Annotated in this window: 19 protein-coding genes and 2 pseudogenes; 11 read left to right on the top strand and 10 right to left on the bottom strand. The window is 65.5% G+C overall.

The window, feature by feature from the left end; all coding sequences use genetic code 11:
* Window positions 1–399: 399 nt before the first annotated feature.
* Window positions 400–1,646, top strand: a protein-coding gene (locus tag FDZ84_RS06540) for an IS3 family transposase (RefSeq protein WP_371812682.1) whose coding sequence is annotated in 2 segments (ribosomal slippage) — window positions 400–706 and window positions 706–1,646 — 1,248 coding nt in all. Because the reading frame shifts where the segments join, the coding sequence is not laid out codon by codon here.
* A gap of 17 nt (window positions 1,647–1,663) precedes the next feature.
* Here the strand turns inward: FDZ84_RS06540 and FDZ84_RS06535 are convergent.
* Window positions 1,664–2,053: a hypothetical protein gene (locus FDZ84_RS06535; protein ID WP_168585155.1), complete on the bottom strand. Its 390-nt coding sequence runs from the start codon at window positions 2,051–2,053 to the stop codon at window positions 1,664–1,666.
* Window positions 2,054–2,144: 91 nt separating this feature from the next.
* Window positions 2,145–3,185 (bottom strand): IS630 family transposase, encoded by a 1,041-nt coding sequence (locus tag FDZ84_RS06530; protein ID WP_168585154.1) that lies wholly within the window; start codon window positions 3,183–3,185, stop codon window positions 2,145–2,147.
* Window positions 3,186–3,733: 548 nt separating this feature from the next.
* Between FDZ84_RS06530 and FDZ84_RS06525 the strand changes: the two genes are divergently transcribed.
* Entirely contained in the window at window positions 3,734–4,774 is a 1,041-nt protein-coding gene (locus FDZ84_RS06525) for an IS630 family transposase (RefSeq protein ID WP_168585154.1), read from the top strand.
* Window positions 4,775–5,055: 281 nt separating this feature from the next.
* Entirely contained in the window at window positions 5,056–5,550 is a 495-nt protein-coding gene (locus tag FDZ84_RS06520) for a S1C family serine protease (protein WP_168585153.1), read from the top strand.
* Window positions 5,551–5,572: 22 nt separating this feature from the next.
* Here FDZ84_RS06520 and FDZ84_RS06515 read toward each other — a convergent pair whose 3' ends face one another.
* Complete coding sequence (locus tag FDZ84_RS06515; RefSeq protein ID WP_168585152.1) at window positions 5,573–6,934, bottom strand: IS4 family transposase; 1,362 nt, start codon at window positions 6,932–6,934, stop codon at window positions 5,573–5,575.
* 106 nt (window positions 6,935–7,040) lie between these two features.
* Here FDZ84_RS06515 and FDZ84_RS06510 point away from each other — a divergent pair, with 106 nt between their 5' ends.
* Window positions 7,041–7,688, top strand: coding sequence for a S1C family serine protease (locus FDZ84_RS06510; protein ID WP_168585151.1), 648 nt, complete (start codon window positions 7,041–7,043; stop codon window positions 7,686–7,688).
* A 56-nt stretch (window positions 7,689–7,744) separates the two neighbouring features.
* Here the strand turns inward: FDZ84_RS06510 and FDZ84_RS06505 are convergent, their stop codons facing one another.
* The 5 genes from FDZ84_RS06505 to FDZ84_RS06485 all read right to left on the bottom strand — a co-directional run bounded on the left by FDZ84_RS06505 (window position 7,745) and on the right by FDZ84_RS06485 (window position 13,062).
* Window positions 7,745–8,350: an ATP/GTP-binding protein gene (locus FDZ84_RS06505; protein ID WP_168585150.1), complete on the bottom strand. Its 606-nt coding sequence runs from the start codon at window positions 8,348–8,350 to the stop codon at window positions 7,745–7,747.
* A 77-nt stretch (window positions 8,351–8,427) separates the two neighbouring features.
* Window positions 8,428–8,958, bottom strand: a complete 531-nt coding sequence (locus FDZ84_RS06500; protein WP_246868844.1) for a DUF742 domain-containing protein — start codon at window positions 8,956–8,958, stop codon at window positions 8,428–8,430.
* A gap of 76 nt (window positions 8,959–9,034) precedes the next feature.
* The gene (locus tag FDZ84_RS06495) at window positions 9,035–9,475 is read right to left on the bottom strand and encodes a roadblock/LC7 domain-containing protein (RefSeq protein ID WP_168585148.1); all 441 of its coding nucleotides are present in this window, start codon (window positions 9,473–9,475) and stop codon (window positions 9,035–9,037) included.
* Between the two features lie 51 nt (window positions 9,476–9,526).
* Window positions 9,527–12,481, bottom strand: coding sequence for a nitrate- and nitrite sensing domain-containing protein (locus tag FDZ84_RS06490; protein ID WP_168585147.1), 2,955 nt, complete (start codon window positions 12,479–12,481; stop codon window positions 9,527–9,529).
* Window positions 12,482–12,723: 242 nt separating this feature from the next.
* Window positions 12,724–13,062, bottom strand: a complete 339-nt coding sequence (locus FDZ84_RS06485) for a hypothetical protein (protein ID WP_168585146.1) — start codon at window positions 13,060–13,062, stop codon at window positions 12,724–12,726.
* 426 nt (window positions 13,063–13,488) lie between these two features.
* Between FDZ84_RS06485 and FDZ84_RS38610 the strand changes: the two genes are divergently transcribed.
* Window positions 13,489–13,653 (top strand): DUF485 domain-containing protein, encoded by a 165-nt coding sequence (locus FDZ84_RS38610; protein WP_246868843.1) that lies wholly within the window; start codon window positions 13,489–13,491, stop codon window positions 13,651–13,653.
* 115 nt (window positions 13,654–13,768) lie between these two features.
* Window positions 13,769–14,642 (top strand): annotated as a pseudogene (locus tag FDZ84_RS06475) (cation acetate symporter); the annotation flags it as partial.
* A 997-nt stretch (window positions 14,643–15,639) separates the two neighbouring features.
* Here FDZ84_RS06475 and FDZ84_RS06470 read toward each other — a convergent pair.
* On the bottom strand, window positions 15,640–16,191 hold the full coding sequence (locus FDZ84_RS06470; protein ID WP_168585145.1) for a GNAT family N-acetyltransferase: 552 nt from the start codon (window positions 16,189–16,191) through the stop codon (window positions 15,640–15,642).
* A gap of 368 nt (window positions 16,192–16,559) precedes the next feature.
* On the opposite strand from FDZ84_RS06470, the gene FDZ84_RS37660 reads away from it, so the two are divergent.
* The 4 genes and pseudogenes from FDZ84_RS37660 to FDZ84_RS06460 all read left to right on the top strand — a co-directional run bounded on the left by FDZ84_RS37660 (window position 16,560) and on the right by FDZ84_RS06460 (window position 18,633).
* Window positions 16,560–16,847, top strand: coding sequence for a hypothetical protein (locus tag FDZ84_RS37660; protein WP_210435455.1), 288 nt, complete (start codon window positions 16,560–16,562; stop codon window positions 16,845–16,847).
* Window positions 16,847–17,655: pseudogene (locus FDZ84_RS37655) on the top strand (hypothetical protein). Before FDZ84_RS37660 ends, FDZ84_RS37655 begins: the two are co-directional and overlap by 1 nt.
* Window positions 17,553–17,810, top strand: coding sequence for an SAF domain-containing protein (locus FDZ84_RS37650; protein WP_210435453.1), 258 nt, complete (start codon window positions 17,553–17,555; stop codon window positions 17,808–17,810). Before FDZ84_RS37655 ends, FDZ84_RS37650 begins: the two are co-directional and overlap by 103 nt.
* A 70-nt stretch (window positions 17,811–17,880) precedes the next feature.
* Entirely contained in the window at window positions 17,881–18,633 is a 753-nt protein-coding gene (locus FDZ84_RS06460; RefSeq protein ID WP_168585144.1) for a FadR/GntR family transcriptional regulator, read from the top strand.
* Window positions 18,634–18,865: 232 nt separating this feature from the next.
* On the opposite strand, the gene FDZ84_RS06455 is transcribed toward FDZ84_RS06460, so the two are convergent.
* Window positions 18,866–19,423 carry a MarR family winged helix-turn-helix transcriptional regulator gene (locus FDZ84_RS06455; RefSeq protein WP_168585143.1) on the bottom strand — a complete coding sequence of 186 codons (558 nt, stop codon included), beginning with the start codon at window positions 19,421–19,423 and terminating at the stop codon, window positions 18,866–18,868.
* Between the two features lie 54 nt (window positions 19,424–19,477).
* Between FDZ84_RS06455 and FDZ84_RS06450 the strand changes: the two genes are divergently transcribed.
* Window positions 19,478–20,200, top strand: coding sequence for an SDR family NAD(P)-dependent oxidoreductase (locus FDZ84_RS06450; RefSeq protein ID WP_168585142.1), 723 nt, complete (start codon window positions 19,478–19,480; stop codon window positions 20,198–20,200).
* The last annotated feature ends 89 nt before the right edge of the window (window positions 20,201–20,289 follow it).

Below are 20,289 nucleotides of genomic sequence, written 5' to 3'. Positions count from 1 at the left end.
TGCCCCGGAAACCCGTCGAGCACCAGCCCCGGACCCAATGCCATGGACCCTCAGGCCGCGTTCCGTTCACGCAGAGCCGCTGGTGGCGCGCCCCGTGACTGGACACCCCGGAACGGCGTTGGTGAGTCCTTGAACGTGCGGAGAATTGCACGTGGCACTGCTGTTCCGCGCCTGCTGCCGAGCTCCATCTCGGCGACGAGGTCCTCGAACCGGCAGAGATTCTCCTGCTGAATCGCCTCGAACAGCAGGCTTTCCGTCACGGTCCAGGTCTGCCAAGTACGGGCACCATCCATGACTGCCCGCACCGGAGGGGCGACCGGAATACCGTTGACATGAATTGGTTTCGGTAGTCGGGTTGGACCACCCCGGGTTTGTTGGAGGCCGTTGGTTCTGGAAAGGATGAACGGCATGGCAGCAGCGAGGAAGTACCCGGTGGAGTTGAAGGAGCGCGCGGTGGGGATGGTGCGTGATCTGGAGCGGGAGCTGGGTCCGGGGCGTGGGGCGATCGCGCGGGTGGCCCAGCAGTTGGGGGTCAATCCGGAGGCGTTGCGGTACTGGTTACGTCAGGACGATCAGGGGCGGCGGCCCTCGGGCGAGCGGGTGGCGGGCTCGATGTCGGAGGCTGACGCGCGGATCGCTGAATTGGAGCGGGAGAACCGCGAGCTTCGCCGGGCGAACGAGATCCTGAAAGCGGCCTCTGCTTTTTTCGCACGGGAACTGGACCCTCGACCGCCGAGATAGCCGGGTTCGTCGATACCTACAGCGGCGAATTCGGTGTCGCCCCGGTGTGTGAGGTGATCGGGTTTGCGGTCTCGACGTATTACGCGACGAAGAAACGTCAGGAGCAGCCGTCGGATCGCCGGTTGCGGGATGAGGAACTGATCCCGGAGATCCGGGCGGTCTGGGAACAGCAGGGCAAAGGCATGTACGGAGCCCGGAAAGTGTGGAAACAGCTCTTACGCGAGGGGGTGAAGGTGGCGCGGTGCACGGTTGAGAGACTGATGCGTGCCGAAGGCATGACCGGGGTCGTGGCCACACGGCACCGGCCGCGGACGACGATCCCCGGCAGTGCGGACACCAGGCCGCGTGACCTGGTGGAACGAGATTTCAGGGCGCCGGCGCCGAACCAGCTGTGGGTCACCGATGTGACCTATGTGGACATTCTCGATGGCGATTTCTGCTATACCGCTTTCGTGACGGATGTGTTTTCCCGTGCGATCGTGGGCTGGCAGGTGTCGGACAACCTGAGAACCGAGCTTGCGCTAGACGCGCTCGATATGGCATTGTGGTCCCGGAGAGAGCATCTCAGTAAAGCATTGGTGCATCACAGCGATCGAGGTGTTCAATACACCTCGATCCGTTACGGGAAACGGCTTGCCGACGCCGGGATCGAACGATCTGTTGGCAGTACGGGCGATTCCTACGACAATGCGCTGGCAGAGTCGGTCAACGCTCTCTACAAAAAGGAACTCATCGGCCGGAACGGCCCATGGAAAAACGCTGCCGAGGTCACCTTGGCGACCGCGGAATGGGTTTACTGGTATAATCATGAACGGTTGCACTCCTGGTGCGGCGACAGGCCACCGATGGAGTTCGAGCAAGCCTTCTGGCAACGCAGACACGTGCAGCCCCCGACAGCGGCATAGCCCCACGAGACAGATGATCAGGTCTCCACAAAACCCGGGGCGGTCCAGGTTGTCCGTTCGAATTTCGTTCCGGGGTAGCTCTGGACCTTGCGGCGGTGCGGGATCAGCACGTGAATGTCCGCCTCTTCCGGGGGAGTTCTCAACCCGAGCAGCCGTGCGGCGTGCAGGCCCGTGATCATCGCCCCGGGCCCGGCACGTAGTAGCGCCGCGTTGATGCGATCTCTGATCGTCGGTGGTCCTGGCGCGATGAGCAGGACGCCAGGAGCGAGCCGCGTCCAGGGCCCGCCGGGGCGAGCCTGACGATACGACGTCGACTGAGAGATCCCGAGATTCTCCAGCTCGACGACGCGAAGAACCCGTCGATCGGTGCACGGCATGACTGAGCTTTTGGTGACCGTTGTACGCATGCCAAGCACTATCCAGCATGCCAAGTCGATAGCTTCGCTGATTGCCCAGATTCGGTACTGTGTCGGGCACCCTTTTTTGAGCAGCGGACTGCTAAGCACCTGGCCAAAAGTCTTGTCCGAAACCTTCGGGTAGCCAGGGCGTGGTCCAGGGGGCTGCAGTGGCGAGTGTTTGTTCGGGGGTGCGACCGCGGAAGTAGGCGTGGGTTTGCCGGACACGGTCGGCCATGGTGGCGGGTGCGGTGTTGGCGATCCACTGTTTGAGCCCGGCCCAGACTCGCTCGACCGGATTGTCCTGCGGGCTGTACTTCGCGCCCTCGATCAGCATGAGGCGCGGGTGTTCGGCCAGCCACCGCTTGGTGATCCCGCTGTGGTGGGTGGATCCGTTGTCGCAGACAACGGCCACGACCGGCGCGTTGGGGTAGGCGTCGAGCAGGAGTTGGAGGAAGTAGCAGAACACCACGGAGACGTTCTTCACCGAAATGTGGTGGTGCCAGGCCCCGGTAGCGAGGTTGACGGCGCCGTGCACGGTGCGGCGAACGTTGCTGCCGGGAGTGAGAATCCTGTGTCGCAGGCCGGCGGGCATCCAGCAGGCCCGGACTCGGGCCAGTAGGTCGAGGTGGGTTTCGTCTTCGGCCAGTACGACCGATCCGGCGGGGAGAGCAGCGATGCGGGTCTGAATGTCGGCGCAGATGGTGTCGTGGTCGGGGTCTCCTTTGGCGATCAGGCGGGGGCGGCACCAAGTGGCTTGTTCGCGCAGCCGCCGGTAGAAGGTGCGCAGGCTCATCTGTGGTCGCCCGGCCGCACGCCAGACACGGTTGGTGGTCCAGGCTTTCGGGGTCTGTAACAGGTTTCGGATGCGTTGCCCGAGCCGTGGGCTGCCCAGGCGGGGCCGTCCACTGCGCGGCCGGTCGGGCAGCCCGTCGATGCCGTCGCGGGTGTGACGGCTGATCCATCGCCGCACGGTGACTGGGTCGTAGTGCAGTAGTTCGGCGATTTCGGGGGCACTCATCCCGGCTGCGGACAGCAGGATCATGACGATGCGGGCGGCGACACGCCACTGCCGGTGCAGGGCGGTGATCAGATCGCGGTGCTGTGCGGGGGTCAGGTCGGCGTAGATGTGTGCCGGGCGCATACTTGTTGTGGCCTCGTCGGGTCGATCCAGTTGTGGTGACCAGATCCAACCCGACGAGGTTCTTCACGTTCACAAGGGGTCTCACATCAGTAACAGACACAACTTCTGGCAACCTGCTTAGGGCGCGAGCATGGGAACTTTCCTGCCATCCGATGAAAGGAAGGTTCCCATGCTCCTAGCCTGCGTTTCCCCGCTAGCTGATTGCTCGACAGCATTTCCCTTGGGGCGCTTAGGTTTCGACCCGGGCCACTGTATTACCCAGTACGGCAGCGGCCAGTCCCGACGGCCCATGGCGTAACATCGAGTTTCCGCGGCCTCACGTCGGTGACCTGCGAGCACACCACAGCGGTGATCGAGCTAGTTGGGTAATACGCCGGGGATCATGAAACGTGCCCTCTGATCAGCCGAAACTCTGATGTTGATCATGTTAAGCAGGTTGCCAGAAGTTGTGTCTGTTACTGATGTGAGACCCCTTGTGAACGTGAAGAACCTCGTCGGGTTGGATCTGGTCACCACAACTGGATCGACCCGACGAGGCCACAACAAGTATGCGCCCGGCACACATCTACGCCGACCTGACCCCCGCACAGCACCGCGATCTGATCACCGCCCTGCACCGGCAGTGGCGTGTCGCCGCCCGCATCGTCATGATCCTGCTGTCCGCAGCCGGGATGAGTGCCCCCGAAATCGCCGAACTACTGCACTACGACCCAGTCACCGTGCGGCGATGGATCAGCCGTCACACCCGCGACGGCATCGACGGGCTGCCCGACCGGCCGCGCAGTGGACGGCCCCGCCTGGGCAGCCCACGGCTCGGGCAACGCATCCGAAACCTGTTACAGACCCCGAAAGCCTGGACCACCAACCGTGTCTGGCGTGCGGCCGGGCGACCACAGATGAGCCTGCGCACCTTCTACCGGCGGCTGCGCGAACAAGCCACTTGGTGCCGCCCCCGCCTGATCGCCAAAGGAGACCCCGACCACGACACCATCTGCGCCGACATTCAGACCCGCATCGCTGCTCTCCCCGCCGGATCGGTCGTACTGGCCGAAGACGAAACCCACCTCGACCTACTGGCCCGAGTCCGGGCCTGCTGGATGCCCGCCGGCCTGCGACACAGGATTCTCACTCCCGGCAGCAACGTTCGCCGCACCGTGCACGGCGCCGTCAACCTCGCTACCGGGGCCTGGCACCACCACATTTCGGTGAAGAACGTCTCCGTGGTGTTCTGCTACTTCCTCCAACTCCTGCTCGACGCCTACCCCAACGCGCCGGTCGTGGCCGTTGTCTGCGACAACGGATCCACCCACCACAGCGGGATCACCAAGCGGTGGCTGGCCGAACACCCGCGCCTCATGCTGATCGAGGGCGCGAAGTACAGCCCGCAGGACAATCCGGTCGAGCGAGTCTGGGCCGGGCTCAAACAGTGGATCGCCAACACCGCACCCGCCACCATGGCCGACCGTGTCCGGCAAACCCACGCCTACTTCCGCGGTCGCACCCCCGAACAAACACTCGCCACTGCAGCCCCCTGGACCACGCCCTGGCTACCCGAAGGTTTCGGACAAGACTTTTGGCCAGGTGCTTAAGAGGGAAACTCAGGCTAGCCGTTCGGCGCCCGGCGCGGGTTGGTTTCCGACGAAGTCGACAGCTGGCACAAAGGTAGTTCTCAGATTTGCGCGGCACTGTTGGTGGCATGACAGCAGCTGGTTCCGGCGGAGCGCCGGAGTACAGAGATGGCATGCAGCACACACCGGGGCAGGAAACCGCTCCTACCGAATCATTCGGCCCTGCAGCCGGACCGCTGCCGGGCACCTCGAGTACCTACCGGGCCAATCCCGGGACCGCGGAGCCCCGACGTTGGAAAGGCGTGGTCGCGGCTGCGCTGATCGCCGGAGTGATCGGGGGAGGCATCGGGGTCGGTGGCGGAATGATCATCACTGATGGTGGTGGCTCCAGCCTCGTGCTGTCGCAGCATGACCCTGTTACCGGCACCCAGATCAACGCTCAGACCGGCACCGTGCAGTACGCGGCTGGTAAAGCATCGTCGAGCACGGTCGACATCACTGTTCGCGGCAGCCGAAGCGGTTCGGAAGGAACCGGCGTGGTGTTGACCCCGGACGGATACGTGCTGACCAACAACCACGTGATCGGTTCTGGCGGCGAGATCACCGTTACCCTGCCCGACGGGACGACGAGAAGCGCAAGCGTCGTTGGCACCTCACCCTCATACGACCTGGCGGTTATCAAGCTCAACGGGGCGAGTGGGCTAACCCCAGCGGAACTCGGCAAGTCCTCAGAGCTGACGGTTGGGCAGCCCGTCGTCGCCATCGGCTCGCCACTGGGGCTAGAGGCAAGGCCGTGAAGTTTGGCTGTTGTAGTGATCGTCAAGGGTCTGCGGGTGTGAGGATGTCGACGCCGACAGTGGCTTTGTAGCTGGTTCGGTCGATGTTCGGGCCTCGGGCCTGGTATTTGGAGATGGCGCGTTTGACGATGCGGGGACATACCCGTAGTCGTCGGGCGGGCAGCAGGTCGGCCAGGATATGGCGGCCGATGGTGCCGACCAGATCGATGACCGTGTCGGCGATGACGTTGGCGGCCTGGATGAGTTGGTCACGGGCGGCCTGGTAGGCGATGGTGAAGCTGGCTCGGTCGGGATCAATGTCGGGTTGGGTGTTGGTGGCGTCGGCCATCGCGGTGCGCAGCAGGTGGTAGGTGACCAGCAGGGCGTAGATCTCCTGTTCGGCACCGGCCGGGGTGCGGGCGCGTAACACCCGGCCGCCGAGGATGGACGATTTCAGTTCCAGGTAGGCGGTTTCGATCTCCCACCGGTGGTGGTACAAGGTGATCAACTCGGCGGCCGGGTAGTGCTGGTGATCGGTCAGTGTGGTGGCCAGCCGGTAGACACCGGTGTGCCGACCGGCGGTGGTGGAGATGGTGATCTCGCACTCGACGACCCGTACCAGCAGCCGGCCCAGCATCGACAGGTAGGACCCGTCGGGGTATCGGGCCAGGACTGGCATCTTGCGGCCGTTTTTCAGCCGGACGAGGACGTCGGCGCCGGTGTCTGCGATCTCAGTGATGAGGTCTTTGGCGCCGAAGTTGCGGTCGGCCAGCAGGATCATCCCTGGTCGCAGACTGCGCAGCAGGTGTGGTGTGTAGGTGGTCTCGCCGGTGGTGGTGGGGCCGAACACCGCGTCGATCAGGGTGCGTGTGCCGCAGGCGAGCAGGGCCACCAGCCGGATCTGGGGGTAGCCGGTGCCACCGTGGTTGCCGCGGTGTTTGGTGAAGCGGGCCAGCATTCTGGGGTTGTCGGGCACGGTCAGGGTGGTGCCGTCGATCGCACAGACCAGCAGGCCACGCCACCAGGTTCCGCGCTGCCCCACCGTGGCTGCCGGTCCGCGGAGCAGGTCGAACAACCATCGCAAGGGCGCGACGCCGATCCTGCGGCGGGCTTGCGCGAGTCCGCTGGTGGTGGGGGTGACCAGGGGCAGGCCAGTGAGCGAGGCGGTGAGTTTGCGCCATACGCCGGGATAGCCGATCTCGGGGAACAGACACGCGGCCAGCAGCAGGTAGACCACCACCCGTGAGGGCAGATCCCGCAGCCGGGACTGCGTGGTGCGGGTGGCGGTCAGGGCCTCATCGACCATCTCGAAGGGCAGGTGCTGGGTGAGTTCACCGAGGTGGCCGGGTGCGAACCGGCCCCCGGACACGGTGATCGTGCGGGTGATGACAGACTGGGTATCCAACGGAGTTCCTGCTATCTGGTGATCTTGGTCGACACCGATCTAGCAGGGACTCCGTTGCCCGTTCCCGGGGGGTTGACAAACCGGCTCACGCCTTAACTACCCGGCCTTGGGGCTAGAGGGAACGGTTACCTCGGGGATCGTCAGCGCGCTGAACCGAACCGTCGAAGTGCAGGGGGAGGACGGCCAGCCCGTCATCTACAACGGCATTCAGACCGATGCGTCGATCAACTCGGGCAACTCGGGCGGCCCACTGGTGAACGTGGACGGCCAGGTGATCGGCATCAACACCAGCATCGTTTCCAACAGCAGCTCCTCAGGAAACATCGGACTGGGGTTCGCGATCCCGATCGACACGGCGAGCCGCATCGCGAACGAACTCATCAGCGGTGGCGTGGCGTCAAAGCCCCAACTCGGTGTCACCGGAACCAACAGCCAGTCGGGAGCAGCGACCATCAACTCGGTCGTGCCCGGTTCTGCCGCAGACCGTGCAGGCATCAAGGCAGGGGAGACGATCGTCAAGGTCGACAACCGGGCGGTCAGCAGCTTCTCGGACCTGGTTGCCCAGGTCAGCGCCCACGCGCCTGGCTCGAAGGTCACCCTCACCGTCGCGGACTCCGCGGGCGGCAACCAGCGGCCCGTTGATGTCGCCTTGGGCAGCGAACAGGACAAGACCGCTGAAACAGCCGACGACGCACGGTTCCAGCAGCAAAGCCCATTCACGTGGCCGAACGGCCAGCTACCAGGTGACAGGTAGGAGTGCGGTAGGGGATCCTGCCTGGGATGACCGTAAGGTTCCCTTGCTGCACCAGACTAGGCGGTGCGGCGCAGCCACCAGTGCATGGCGTACTCGACCAGCCGGATCAGTGCTTGCTTGGTGGATTCGCGATTTCGGGCGTCGCAGGTGACGATCGGGACGTCGGCTGGAATCGCGATGGCTTCCCGGACCTCTTCGACGCGGTGGAGCAGGGTTCCGTCGAAGCAGTTGAGCCCTACGATGTAGGGCAGTCGGCGGTCTTCGAAGAAGTCGATGGCTGAGAAGCAGTCCGCAAGGCGCCGGGTGTCGACGAGCACCACGGCGCCGATCGCGCCCCGGACCAAGTCGTCCCACATGAACCAGAAGCGCTGCTGGCCGGGGGTTCCGAAAAGGTAGAGGATCAGATCGGAATCCAGCGACAACCTGCCGAAGTCCATGGCCACCGTCGTGGTGTTCTTGTTCGGGGTGGCGTGCAGGTCGTCGATGCCTTTGCTGGCTTCGGTCATGACGGCCTCAGTGGTCAGCGGAACGATCTCCGACACGGAACCGACGAAGGTGGTTTTGCCGACTCCGAAGCCACCCGCGACGACGATCTTCGCCGAGGTTGCGGTCGTGGACCGACCACCGGTTTGCGCGGGACAGGATCGCGTTTCAGGTGTCATGTCTGCCAACCTCAGGTATCGAGTCGACCGGGCGTCTGCGGTTCGCGAGCTGCTCCATGAGATCCGCGCCCAGACGTTCAGAGCCGGCGAAGCCCACCAAGAACCCTTTCCATCAACAACAAGTGCCGTTTGCTGCCGTTTTCGCTCACTGTTCGGTGCACCATGATCAGGCCGAGGTCGGCCATGTCGCTGAGCAGGACCTTCGCCACGCCGAGCGGAACGTTCAGCAGCGCAGCGATTTCCGCCACCGAACGCGGACGCTGGCACAGCTCGGCGACTGAGTGGTGTTCGAGCCTCTGTAGCCTCCCCGGTGGACCCGATTCGCTGGTGGACACCAGGGTTTCCAGCTCCAGCCGGTGATTCGACCGGGTGCGCCCACCCGTCCATGTGTATGGCCGGATGTAGGTGGCTGCAGCTTCGAACTCCTGGGGGTTCGCTTGCTCACGAGCCGCGGACAGGGCCGGGAGGTCGACCGGTTCGGACGACGGCCAGGGCGGCTCCGGCCTCGGCGGTGCCGATTCCTGCGGTTCGGGCTCGTCGCGAGCCCGTTTGCGGCGGCGCCCGCGACGGCCGCTGTCGAGGGTGAACCGGTTGAAGACCTCGGCCATGGCGTCAGCTTCGGGTGACTCTCGGTCATCCCAGCGGTGTCGCCCGGACGAGTCCGGACCTGTGCTCATGCCGTCCTCACACCGACTGGCCGGTCATCACCCGATTCGTTCCCTGCAGTTGGGAGCGCAGTTCGGGGGTCAGAATCTGGCCGACTCGTTCCACCAGCAAAGCCATTTCGTAGGCGATCAGGCCCATGTCGCAGTGCGGCGCGGCCAGCACCGTCAGGCACGAGCCGTCGCTGATCGCCATCTGCAGCATGAGGCCGCGTTCCATTTCAACCACGGTTTCGTTCACGGCCCCGGCTTCGAAGCATCGCGCCGCGCCTTGGGTGAGGCTGAGCAGCCCTGATGCGACCGCCGCGAGTTGGTCGGCCCGGTCGGTGGGCAGTCTCGCGGATGCCGTCAGCAGCAGCCCGTCGGCTGAGACGACCACGGCGTGCGCCACGCCTGGAACTCTCTCGGTGAAGTCCGTGACCAGCCAGCCGAATTGGTTCGGTTGGGAGTTTTGGGCGTTCATCGGCCCTCCTGTCCTCTCCACTGATTCGGGTTGTCACCGGCGTTAGTCGGCTTAGCGCGCGTCGCGGAGGCTGTGCTTGCCTTCGCGGACTCCGCGTTGGAAGCTGGCCAGCCGCCCACGCATCAGGTCCGCATCGCGGCGCGGCGTCACAGCCGGATCGGTAGCCGTTCCCGGCACCAGTTGGGCTCTTGGGGTTCGCCGGGGCAGCCCGGCAGTGGTGTAGTCGACGGATTCCTGGTCGATGAGTGGCTCGGGTGCTGCGGCGGCGCCGTTGGTGCTTGGCTCTGGGACCACCTGCGGCGACGCCCCTGCCGGTGCGGTGCCGTTGTGAGGGGCCGAGTGCTGCCTGTGGCGGCCACGCCGAACACCGGCCTGGAAGTTCGCCAACCGGCTGCGGGCAACATGCGGATCGCGGGGCGGCCGTGCCCGTTCGCTGTGATCGGCTCCGGCGCTCCCGGCCACCAGGTTCGCTCGCGGGACCCGCAGCGGAAGACCCGCAGTGGTGTAGTCGGCGGGTTCTGCGGCCGCAACCTTCTCTGCCCGCTGTCGTACTTCGTCGTTCGCGAAGGTCCACACGCTCTGGCCGCGGTGACCGTTACGCGCGGGCTGGGAGGAAGGGAACCTTCCTGTCATCGGTGGCAGGAAGGTTCCCATCCTCTCAGCATCTGCTGCGGGAGCGGGCCATTGGATGGCGGGGCGGGTGGCGGTGTGGGAGGACTGCGACGGCACCTGGAACCACGCGGAGGCGAGGTTGTTGAAGATCGGTGCCGGGGCTGTCTCGTCGTTGTGCTGTTCGGGGATCTGCGCGGGCGCTGGGGTGATCTCCTGGGTGTTGGACAGTTCGCCTGGCGGCACGGGCGGAGCCCCGTTGGCAGGGGAACGGAACAGGTGGATTCCGTTGTGCACGAGGTGGCGCTGGCTGGACGCGTCCTGTTCGGCCGCCTCCCAGTCGAACTCCTCGACCAGCGTGTCAGCGGTGCGGTCGTTGGGCACGATGCCGTTGGCCGCGACCGGCAGTGCCGGGCCCGCCACATCCACCAGCAGTTCGGGGCCGAGGCTGACCGCGACGTGCACCCCGACCGCTTCGGGTCCGGGGCGCAGTTCGGCCCGGATTCCGTGGCGGCTGGCGAGCCGGCCGACGACGAACAGGCCCATGCGCCGGGACGTCGACAGCTTGATCTCTTCGTCGGTGGCCAGCCGCTGGTTGACGGCGGTCAGCTCATCCGGGGACATGCCAATGCCGCGGTCGACGATGCCGACTTCCAGCGATCCGTCGCCGCGCCGATGTCCGGAAACCGTGACCTGGGTTTCCGGGGCTGAGAAGTTCGCCGCGTTGTCGAGGAGTTCGGCCAGCAGCCGCACCAGGTCGCTGGCAGCGTATCCGACGATCTTGACGTCCGGCAGCGGCTGGACGATCACCCGCGGGTAGTGCTCGATCTCCGACACTGCGGCCCGGATCAGATCCGCGGGCGACGTCGGCTGCGAGAACCGCCGCGCCGGGTCAGCCCCGGAAAGCACCATGAGGTTCTCGTTGTTGCGGCGCATCCGGGTGGCCAGGTGGTCCAGCTGGAACAGCGTCGCCAACTGGTCGGGGTCTTCCTCGTCGCGTTCGAGCTGCTCGAACAGCCGGAGCTGCCGTTCCAGCAGGCTCTGGCTGCGTCGCGACACGTTGACGAACGAATCGCTGTAGCTGCGGCGGAGTTCGGCCTGCTCGGTGGCGAGGTTGACGGCTTGGGTGTGCACGTCGTCGAAGGCCCTCGCCACTTCGCCGATCTCGTCAGTGCTTTCAACCGGCACCTGGTCGACGGGGGATCGGCTGGCGTGACCGGCGCGGATGTCGGCGACAGCTTGCGGCAGCTGGTGGTTCGCCGTGTCCAGTGCGGTGCGCCGCAGGATATCGAGGGAGCCGAGCAGGTGCCTGGCGACCACCACGACGATCGCGCCCGCGATCAGCAGCGCCGACAGCAGGATCACAGACTCCAGCCCGGCCATGTTGCTGGAGGTGTCCTGCAAGGCGAACGCGGTGTCGTGCAGCTGCTGGTCAAGGTGCGTTTGGAGCGTGTAGAGCGCTTCAAGCGCCGTCCGGGACTGGTCCTTCCACGCCGAGGGCGATATCAGCTGCGTGGAGATCCGCGACTTGCTGTTGTCGCGTTCGACCATTGCCAGCTGCACCGACGTTTCCCGCGCCGGCACCTCCGGCTTGGCGTAGAGCTGGTCGTAGCGCATCCGCTGTGGCGGCGTGGCGGACGCGCGGAATTCCTTGACCGCGGAGGTGCGGCGCGATTCGCTGGCCGCGAGCCGAGTCAGGTTGTCGGTGGTGAAGTTGCCGCGGGTCAGCCCCACGAGTACCAGGGCCTGCTGGAGCTGCATCTCCTCGCTGATCTGCGCCAGCTCGTGCGCGCTGATGGCGGTGGACACCAGTTGGGACGACGAGATCTGGCTGGTCAGCGTGCGGTCGAGCGCAAGCAGCACCCCGACGAACTCGGTGTAGGTGTTGATCACTACCCCGGGGTCCGGGTGGCCGCCCAGCACCTGCTGGCGGATCGGAGCGAGCCCGGTGAGCTGCCGGTCGGTGTCCTGCCGGGCGAACCGGACCGCATCGCTGTCCGGGACGGCCCGCAGTCGCTGGTGGATCTCGTCCAGGGCCCGGTCAGTTGCGGTGTAGCGTTCCTGCACTTCCGGCGCGGAAACCGGCCCGCGCACCAGGAATTCCGCGGCCTTGCTGCGTTCCTGCTGCAGTTGGCCAACCGCCGCGCGCACGACGTTGCCGGCCGCGACCACCCGGTCCAGCTTGGCGTATTGGTCGGCCTGGTTGATCTGGCTGAGGATCTGCAGCACGCCGAGCACCAGTGCGAAGATCACCGGAACGAGTACGACGGCGGTGATCTTGACCGGTAGTTTCCAGTTGCGCCAATTGGTGATCCACCCGGTGAGCTTTTGTGTGGTGCGCGACCACGTGGACGCCCGGGTTGCGTTCGCGGCCGGGTTTTCGAGTCCGCTGCTCACGACGCAGTCCTTTCCCGCGCGGTCGAAGTCTGCACCGACGGCGCGTTCATGTGGTGGGCAGCCTGGGCCCGTCTGTGGTGTGCGCGGCAGGTCTTGGTGGCTGGTGGCGCTGCTCGCGGCCGGTTTTCGCTGGTGGCCGGTGCGGTCGTCGACACCGGAGTCCGGAGCCTGCGATCGATGTCGGGGGTGCTCGCGGCCGCACCGGATTCTTCGTCGCCGAGTGTCGGTGGCAGAACACTACCTCAACGAAATGATCTCCTCCGCATCTCGGATTTGGTTTGCTGACCAGCGAATTCGTCGCCGGTGGAGATTATTCTTGCCGGGGCGGTGCCGGATGGGGAAAGTCGTGAACACTGATTGTGGTCGTCGTGGCAATGTCTGGATGCGCTTTTGTCGCTCGATAGGTAGATGTTGAAGCTACGAATGATTTTTTCGGCCAGGGGGCTGGGGGAAGTGCCGCCCGGGTTCCCGGCGAGTCCGCTGGCTGCCTTGTTGACCAGCTGAAACTGGCTTCCCGCCAGGGTTTTTCGGGTGCTAGCAGGTAGGCATGATGGTGCTTCGGGGCTGATCAGATACATCACGTTGACCACATACCGTGATCGACGAATTCATCAATGTGTGTGCTGTGTTGTTGCAGAACGCTGTGTGGGCCGGTTCGCTGGCTAGACTTCCGGGCTGGTTGGCAGCGCAGGCAGCGCGGTTCACCGACACCTCGGATTCGCAAACCACTCGATATCGCCGGATCGAAGCGGGATCCAGGTGATCGGCCACGGAGCGCGGGGTACTCCGAAGCATCGGCCGAAATCACGTCGATGCAGTTCTACTGCTTGGAAGGACGCATGCCCAACGCAACTCAGCCCCCGCCGCCGCGCACCCCAGCGGCGGGCCCGCAGCGGCCGCCACCTTCGGTAAGGTAGGTCGACAAGCCCGCGCCGCGAGCTCATCGACCGCCGGCACCGGACTACGAGCGCATCGCGCGAAGCCCCGAATTCCTCGACCTGCGCGCCATGCTGCGCCGCTTCGCCTTTCCGATGACCGCGGTATTCCTCATCTGGTACCTCGGATACGTCATCATCGCCGCCTACCAGCCGGAATTCATGAGCATTCGGCTCGGCGGCGAGGTCAACATCGCCCTCGTCATGGGGGCGGCCAGTTCGCGACCACGATTCTGATCACCGCTCTCTACCTCCGGTACGCGGCTCGCCAGATCGATCCGCGGGTGCAAGCGCTCTACCAGGACGCGGTCGGGGAGGACCCTCGGTGATCGACACCAACCCGGTGCTCAACATGAGCATCTTCGGGGTGTTCGTGCTGATCACGCTCTACATGGTCTACCGCGTGAGCAGCACCGGCACCGCGACCGACTACTTCGCCGCCGGTGGCCGGTTCACCGGGGCGCAGAACGGCATCGCCCTGTCCGGGGGACTTCCTGTCGGCGGCGTCGTTCCTCTGAATCGCCGGGGCTATCGCGGTGCACGGCTACGACGGCTTCCTCTACTCGATCGGCTTCCTAGTCGGCTGGCTGATCAACCTGCTGCTGGTCGCCGAACTCCTGCGCAACACCGGGCGCTTCACGATGGGTGACGTGCTTAGCTTCCGGATGCGGCAGCGGCCGGTCCGCGCGGCCGCCGCAGTGTCCACATTGGTGATTTCGTTCGTCTACATGATCGCCCAGATGGCTGGCGCGGGCAGCCTGGTGGCGCTGCTGCTCGACGTGCACAGCTCCGGCGGCCAGACGCTGGTCATCGGCGGCGTCGGTTTGGTAATGGTCGTCTACGTGCTGGTGGGCGGCATGAAGGGAACCACCTGGGTGCAGATCATCAAGACAGGCATGCTCCTGCTGTGCGCGGTCATGATGACCTTGTTCCTGATGGGCAAGTTCGGGTTCAGCATCACCTCGCTCCTGCAGCACGCGGCGGAGCAGAACCCGTTGGGGGACCGGATCTTCTCGCCCGGCGCGAAGTACGGGCAGAGCGACGTGACCAAACTGGACTTCGTGTCGCTGTCGCTGGCGTTGGTCCTGGGCGTCGCTGGGCTGCCGCATGTGCTGATGCGGTTCTACACAGTGCCCGATGCGCTGCAGGCACGGCGCTCCGTGGTTTGGGCGACCTCCACGATGGCCGTGTTCTACCTGTGCACCCTGGTGATCGGGTACGGGGCGGGGCGGTCAAGCCAGGTGAGCGAGAAGCGAACCGCGGAGATGGAAGTGCGCTCCCTCACCGGCATCGGCTCGTGAGCTGAAGCATGGGAACCTTCCTGCCACCTCCGTGACAGGAAGGTTCCCATGCTCTCCCCCGGGGTGGGCTCGAGGTCAGGCGAACCAGCCCATCACGCGATCCCAGAGGGACGTAACCGAAGCGGGAGTCGCGGGTCGCGTGGTCTCATGGGTGCCTTGGTCGTGTGAGGCGGCAGGCGTCAAGCCTGCGGGTTGCTGAGCTTCGAGCGCGCCGGTTTGCGCGGTGCCCTGTCGTCCAAAGATCACGCCCGAGCAGGAGTAGAAGGCCTCCGGGCTGTCGGTCCCGCAGGTTGCGTTCGCCCACGGTGACATGCAGGCGCCGGCCGGTCGCGCCTACATCTGCTACCGGCCAGCACATGCTCTACATGATCTGGCAGCGCACCGACAGCCACGATGGACAAGCAGCCGAGAACAGCAGGCGCGGCAGCCTTATGACGCACGTTCACGTCGATTCTCCTCGCTACCCGCCGGTGCCGACGTCGGCCGCAGGCGGCGCACATCGATCACCGGTACGTCGTTTCTGGATGAATCGATGTTGACTTGGCAGGTGATGCGACGTCCATACGCAGAATTCTGCTCTTATGCAGTGGAAACATTGATCGAATGGTCTGTTTTAGCAGGTAGGGGTCGGTGTGGTGATGGTTGGGAATTATATGTAATGAGGGCCGACCGGGCTATAGACGGTCCTTAATTGCGAATTGTCGCCGTATGTATGAGGTGTTCGGTGGTGTCGTTACTTTCTCGCGCATTAAGTTTCCTGAACGTGGTGTTCGGCGGCTGTTGCCGGCAGGAAGGCTCCCATGCTGCAGTTGGGCGGCCGCGCGTTCCTTCGCGTGGCTATCGTGCCCGTCGAGCGTGGTGACGCTGCCCGGGTGAAGCATGGGAACCTTCCTGTCACTGGCGCGGTCCACCTCGGGTGCATTCAGCGCGGGATCGGGATTTCGAAGTGGATGGCCGGGCTGTGCTGGTGATCTCCGCGCGCGTCGTAGATCTCCTTCGCCATCGCGCGCCAGAAGGGTTCGGCTCCTTCGATCGCCGGGTTGGTGTGCAGGTAGATCGCCGAATATCCGTCGGTGTCGGCGACGAAGTCGCAAGCCATCGCAACCAGGGCGCGTGCGAGGCCGTGTCGGCGATGCGCTCTGTCGACGTAAACCCGGAACAGCTGGGCGGTCTCGCCGCTCGGGTAGTGGTCGACGATCCATTGTGGATGTGGCGGGCTGCTGGGTCCGTTTGCGCGCACTGCGGTTGTCGCCGCGACCTCGCCGTTGCGGACCGCGACGAACAGGGCGTGCCGGGGGTTTTGGAGGTAAGCGTGCTCGATGCCGATCACGTCCGTGTGCCATGTCGAGTCGTAGCCGTGTCCGAACTCCTTGTAGAAGGTGTCGAGCATGACCTTTCGTGCGCCGTCGACGTCGGATGGTTTGGCGGCCCGAAGGGTGTACTCGCCGATGCGGTGTTCGAGGTTGTGCTGCATCGCGTCCTCTCTGGCGATTTGATGGTCCGTGTTCGCTTCGGATGGCAGGAAGGTTCCCTTGCTGCAGAGCCGAGGCGGCTGAAACCGCTCCAGCAACGCAATGATAATCGTTTTCAACAAATTGAGAGAACGGTGGTCCCGCTTCCGAACTGTGCTGTCGCGGTTTGGGTGACAGGAAGGTTCCCATGCTGTCGCCCTCTGTGGCGGATTGACGGTGGGCGGGGGTGGCGTTAGGTTCGACGCCAGTTATGGTCAGACCGTATGGCCAGTAAGGGGCTTGATGAAATTTCCACACTTTGTTGGGTGAGCGGGCACGGGATCGGGGACCGGTCAGGGTCGGGGTGCTCGGGGCGGGGAAGTTCGCTTCGATGTACCTCACCCAGGCGTTGAGCACCGAAGGCGTGCACGTCGTCGGTGTCGCAGATCTGGCGCCACAGCGGGCACGCGCAGCGCTGGAGCGCACCGGTTGGCCAGCGGAGCGTTACGCGGCGGCCGACTTCGACGAGGCGTTGCGCAGTGGCGGGACGCATGTCACCGACAGCGCCGATGCGTTGATCGATGCTCCGGACTGGACGTGGTCCTGGAGATCACCGGCGATCCGGTGGCAGGCACGTATCACGCTGTCCGGGCGATCAATGCCGGTCGGCACGTCGTGATGGTCAACGTCGAGGCCGACTGCATGGTGGGGCCGCTGCTCGCCGAGCGGGCCCGGAAATCCGGGGTCGTCTACTCGATGGCATACGGTGACCAGCCGGCGCTGATCTGCGAGCTCGTCGACTGGGCGCGCACGGTCGGCTTCGAGGTGGTGGCCGCGGGCAAGGGCACGAAGTACCTGCCGGAATACCACGCTTCCACCCCGGACACGGTGTGGGACCACTACGGCTTCACGCCGGAGCAGCTCGACCGCGGGGACTTCAACCCGAAGATGTTCAACTCGTTCCTGGATGGGACGAAGTCGGCAATCGAGATGGCGGCCGTGGCCAACGGCACCGGGCTGGTGCCGCAGGATGAAGGTCTGTTCTTCCCGCCGTGCGGCGTCGACGACCTGGCAACCATGTCCGGCCTGCAGAGATCGGCGGTCAGCTGGCCCGCCGGGGCACCGTCGAGATCGCCTCCAGCCTGCACCGCGACGGCACCGAGGTGGCGCGAGACCTGCGTTGGGGCGTCTACGTCACCTTCGAAGCGCGCACCGACTACGCCGTTCAGTGCTTCGCCGAATACGGTGTGCGCACGGATGAGACCGGACGCTACGGCTCGCTTTACCGGCCGTACCACATGATCGGGCTCGAACTCGGCGTCAGCGTCACTTCGGCCGCAGTCGCGGCGAGGCGACCGGATGCCCGACCGGCTTCCGCAGCGACGTGGTCTCGGTCGCCAAACGCGCGCTCAAGGCCGGGGAAATCCTCGACGGTGAGGGCGGCTACATGGTTTACGGCAGGCTTGCCCCGGCTGAGGTGTCGCTGAAGTCGGGGGCGTTGCCGATGGGGTTGGCGCGTGGTTTCAAGCTGCGCAACGACGTTCCCGAAGGCGGCGTGCTCGGTTGGGACGACATCGAAGTGGACGAAACAATGCTGGCAGTGCAGTTGCGGCGCGAGCTGGAACGGACAAGGCGCGGCTGACGCCGGACAGCGGCGGACGTCGCCCGTAAGGTAGAGCGGTCCTGGGCACCGCTGGAGATCGAGGAGAAGCATGAGTTCCGCGAGCCCGAGCTCATGGGAGCCGGTGCGCAAGGTCCGCACTTACGAGCAGGTCATGGCGCAGATCGAGCAGCGCATGCTGGAGGGGCTGCTCGCCCCGGGCGACCGGCTGCCCAGCGAACGTGAACTCTCACAGCTCCTCGGCGTCAGCCGCCCGTCGCTGCGCGAGGCGCTGCGCGTGCTGGAAGCGCTCGGCATTGTCGAAGTTCGGCCCGGCCGCGGCCCCGAAGGCGGGACGGTGTTCGTCGGCCGTCCCGGTGAGGGCTTCGCGATCCTGCTGAAGATGCAGTTGGCGCTCGGGCATTTCAGCGACACCGACGTCCTCCGCACCCGGCTGATGCTGGAGGAGTGGGCGGTCGCCGACGCGGCGCGCAACGCAACCCACGAGGACCACGAAGCGTTGCGCGGCATCCTGGACCAGATGGACGCGCCGGAGCTCACCGCCCGCGACTTCAACCGGCTGGACACCGAATTCCACGTGCGGGTCGCGGAATCCACCGGGAACTCGCTGGCCTCCTACCTGATGAGCTCGCTGCGCACCGTCATCCAACGCCAGATGGTCGACGCGTACGAGCAGCTGGCGGACTGGCGCGAGACCGCGAAGGCGGTGCGCGCCGAGCATCGGGAGATCCTGCGGGCCATCGAGGAGCACGACGCGCCGCGGGCTGTCGAACTCGTCCGCGGCCACATCAACGACTTCTACGAGCTCGGCTCGTTCTCCGGCGGAGCCGAGAACGATCAGTGACCGCAAGCCCACCACGTGCCGGAGCGGTTCAGCCCGCGAACTTCGGCATCACCTGGCGCAGTTCGGCTTCGGAGCTGTTGGGCAGCGATTCGCCTTCTGCGGGCGGGTGGAGCATGGGAACCTTCCTGTCACCTAACGTGATCCCCGGCAAGTGGAACCTGTTCGGCACCCGCCCCAACCTGGAAGCTGAACCGGCGGAGCAGGACCCCGAATGAGTCCGAAGTGGACGAGCTCAGCCCGCCGGTTCGTCCCGGGGCGGTCCGACGAGCGATTGTTCGAGCTTGGCGAGGAATCCGGTGAGGGACGCACGTTCGGCCGCGCCGAGCGCGCTGATCAGCTGCGACTCGTGTTCGAGCAGCTCGCGCACGGTGGCTTCGATGAGGCGGTGACCGGCGTCGGTCAGCCGGACGGCCACCGCTCGGCGCGATGCCGTCGACGGTGCTCGGGCGACCAGCCCGGCCTGTTCGGCCCGGGCGATGCGCTGGGAGACCGCGCCGGGGGTGACCAGCGTTCGGCGGGTGATCTCGCGGGTGGTGAGTTCGTACGGCGGCCCGGCGCGGCGGATCACGCTGAGCAGGTCCAGCGTGGACGGATCGATCCCGAGCCTGTTCAGGGTGCGCCGCCGGTCGTCGGCGAGGACCTTCGCCATGCGCCAGATCGGGGTGATGACCTCGATGGAATCCGTGTTCACGCCGGGGAGTTCGCGTTGCCAGGCGGTGGCGATGTCCGCCGCCGGCCACGTGGAGGTCGAAGCGAGCGGATAACCCTCGGCGTCTGAACCGTTGGACATCGACAACCCTCCCGCGATATGTTTAGCTCTAAACGTATCATTTGGGGGTCAACAGTGAACCGCATCGTGCTGGTGACCGGAGGCGGTAGCGGAATCGGCAAGGCTGTGGCGGCAAGATTCCGCGCCGACGGGGACACCGTGATAATCACCGGCCGCGACCAGGAACGGCTGGCGGCCGCGGCGGCCGAGCTAGACGTCCGCTCGATCGCCTGCGACGCGGCCGATCCCCGGCAGCTGGCAGACCTGGCCGCCGAACTTGGGGAACACCTCGACGTGCTGGTCAACATGGCCGGCGGCAACACCGACCTCCAGCGGTCCGGGGAACCGGCGGACCTGGAGCAGGTGAAGGACGCGTGGCGCGCAAACCTGGACGCCAACCTGCTCAGTGCAGTACTCACAACGACGGCCGTGCTCGACAAGCTACGGCCGGGCGGCACCATCATCAACGTCGGATCCATCGGCGCCGAATACGCCTCGACGTCCTACGGTGCGGCGAAGGCGGCGCTGGCGGCCTGGAACGCCGGCCTGTCCGCGCAGATCGGCCCGAAGGGCCTGACGGCCAACCTGATCGCTCCCGGCTACATCGAGGAAACCGGGTTCTTCCACGGGCAGCTCAGCGAACAACGCCGAACGGCACTGATCGACTCGACTCACAACGGGCGGCCGGGTCGCCCGAGCGACATCGCCGAGACCGCGCAATTCCTGGCATCCGAGGGCGCGAGCCACATCACGGGCCAGACCCTGCACGTGAACGGCGGCGCCCACACCACCCGATGACGGGACGAATCACCCCCTTGGCGGAGAACCCGCCAAGAGGCTGATCTCTGTGCGCCGGTACGCCTTCCGGTTCCAGGCCGGACATGTGC

The organism is Saccharopolyspora sp. ASAGF58, assembly GCF_012277335.1.
GTDB classification, from domain to species: domain Bacteria; phylum Actinomycetota; class Actinomycetes; order Mycobacteriales; family Pseudonocardiaceae; genus Saccharopolyspora; species Saccharopolyspora hattusasensis.
Note: the sequence above shows the minus strand (reverse complement) of the source record. Positions and strands in the feature narration are given on the sequence as shown.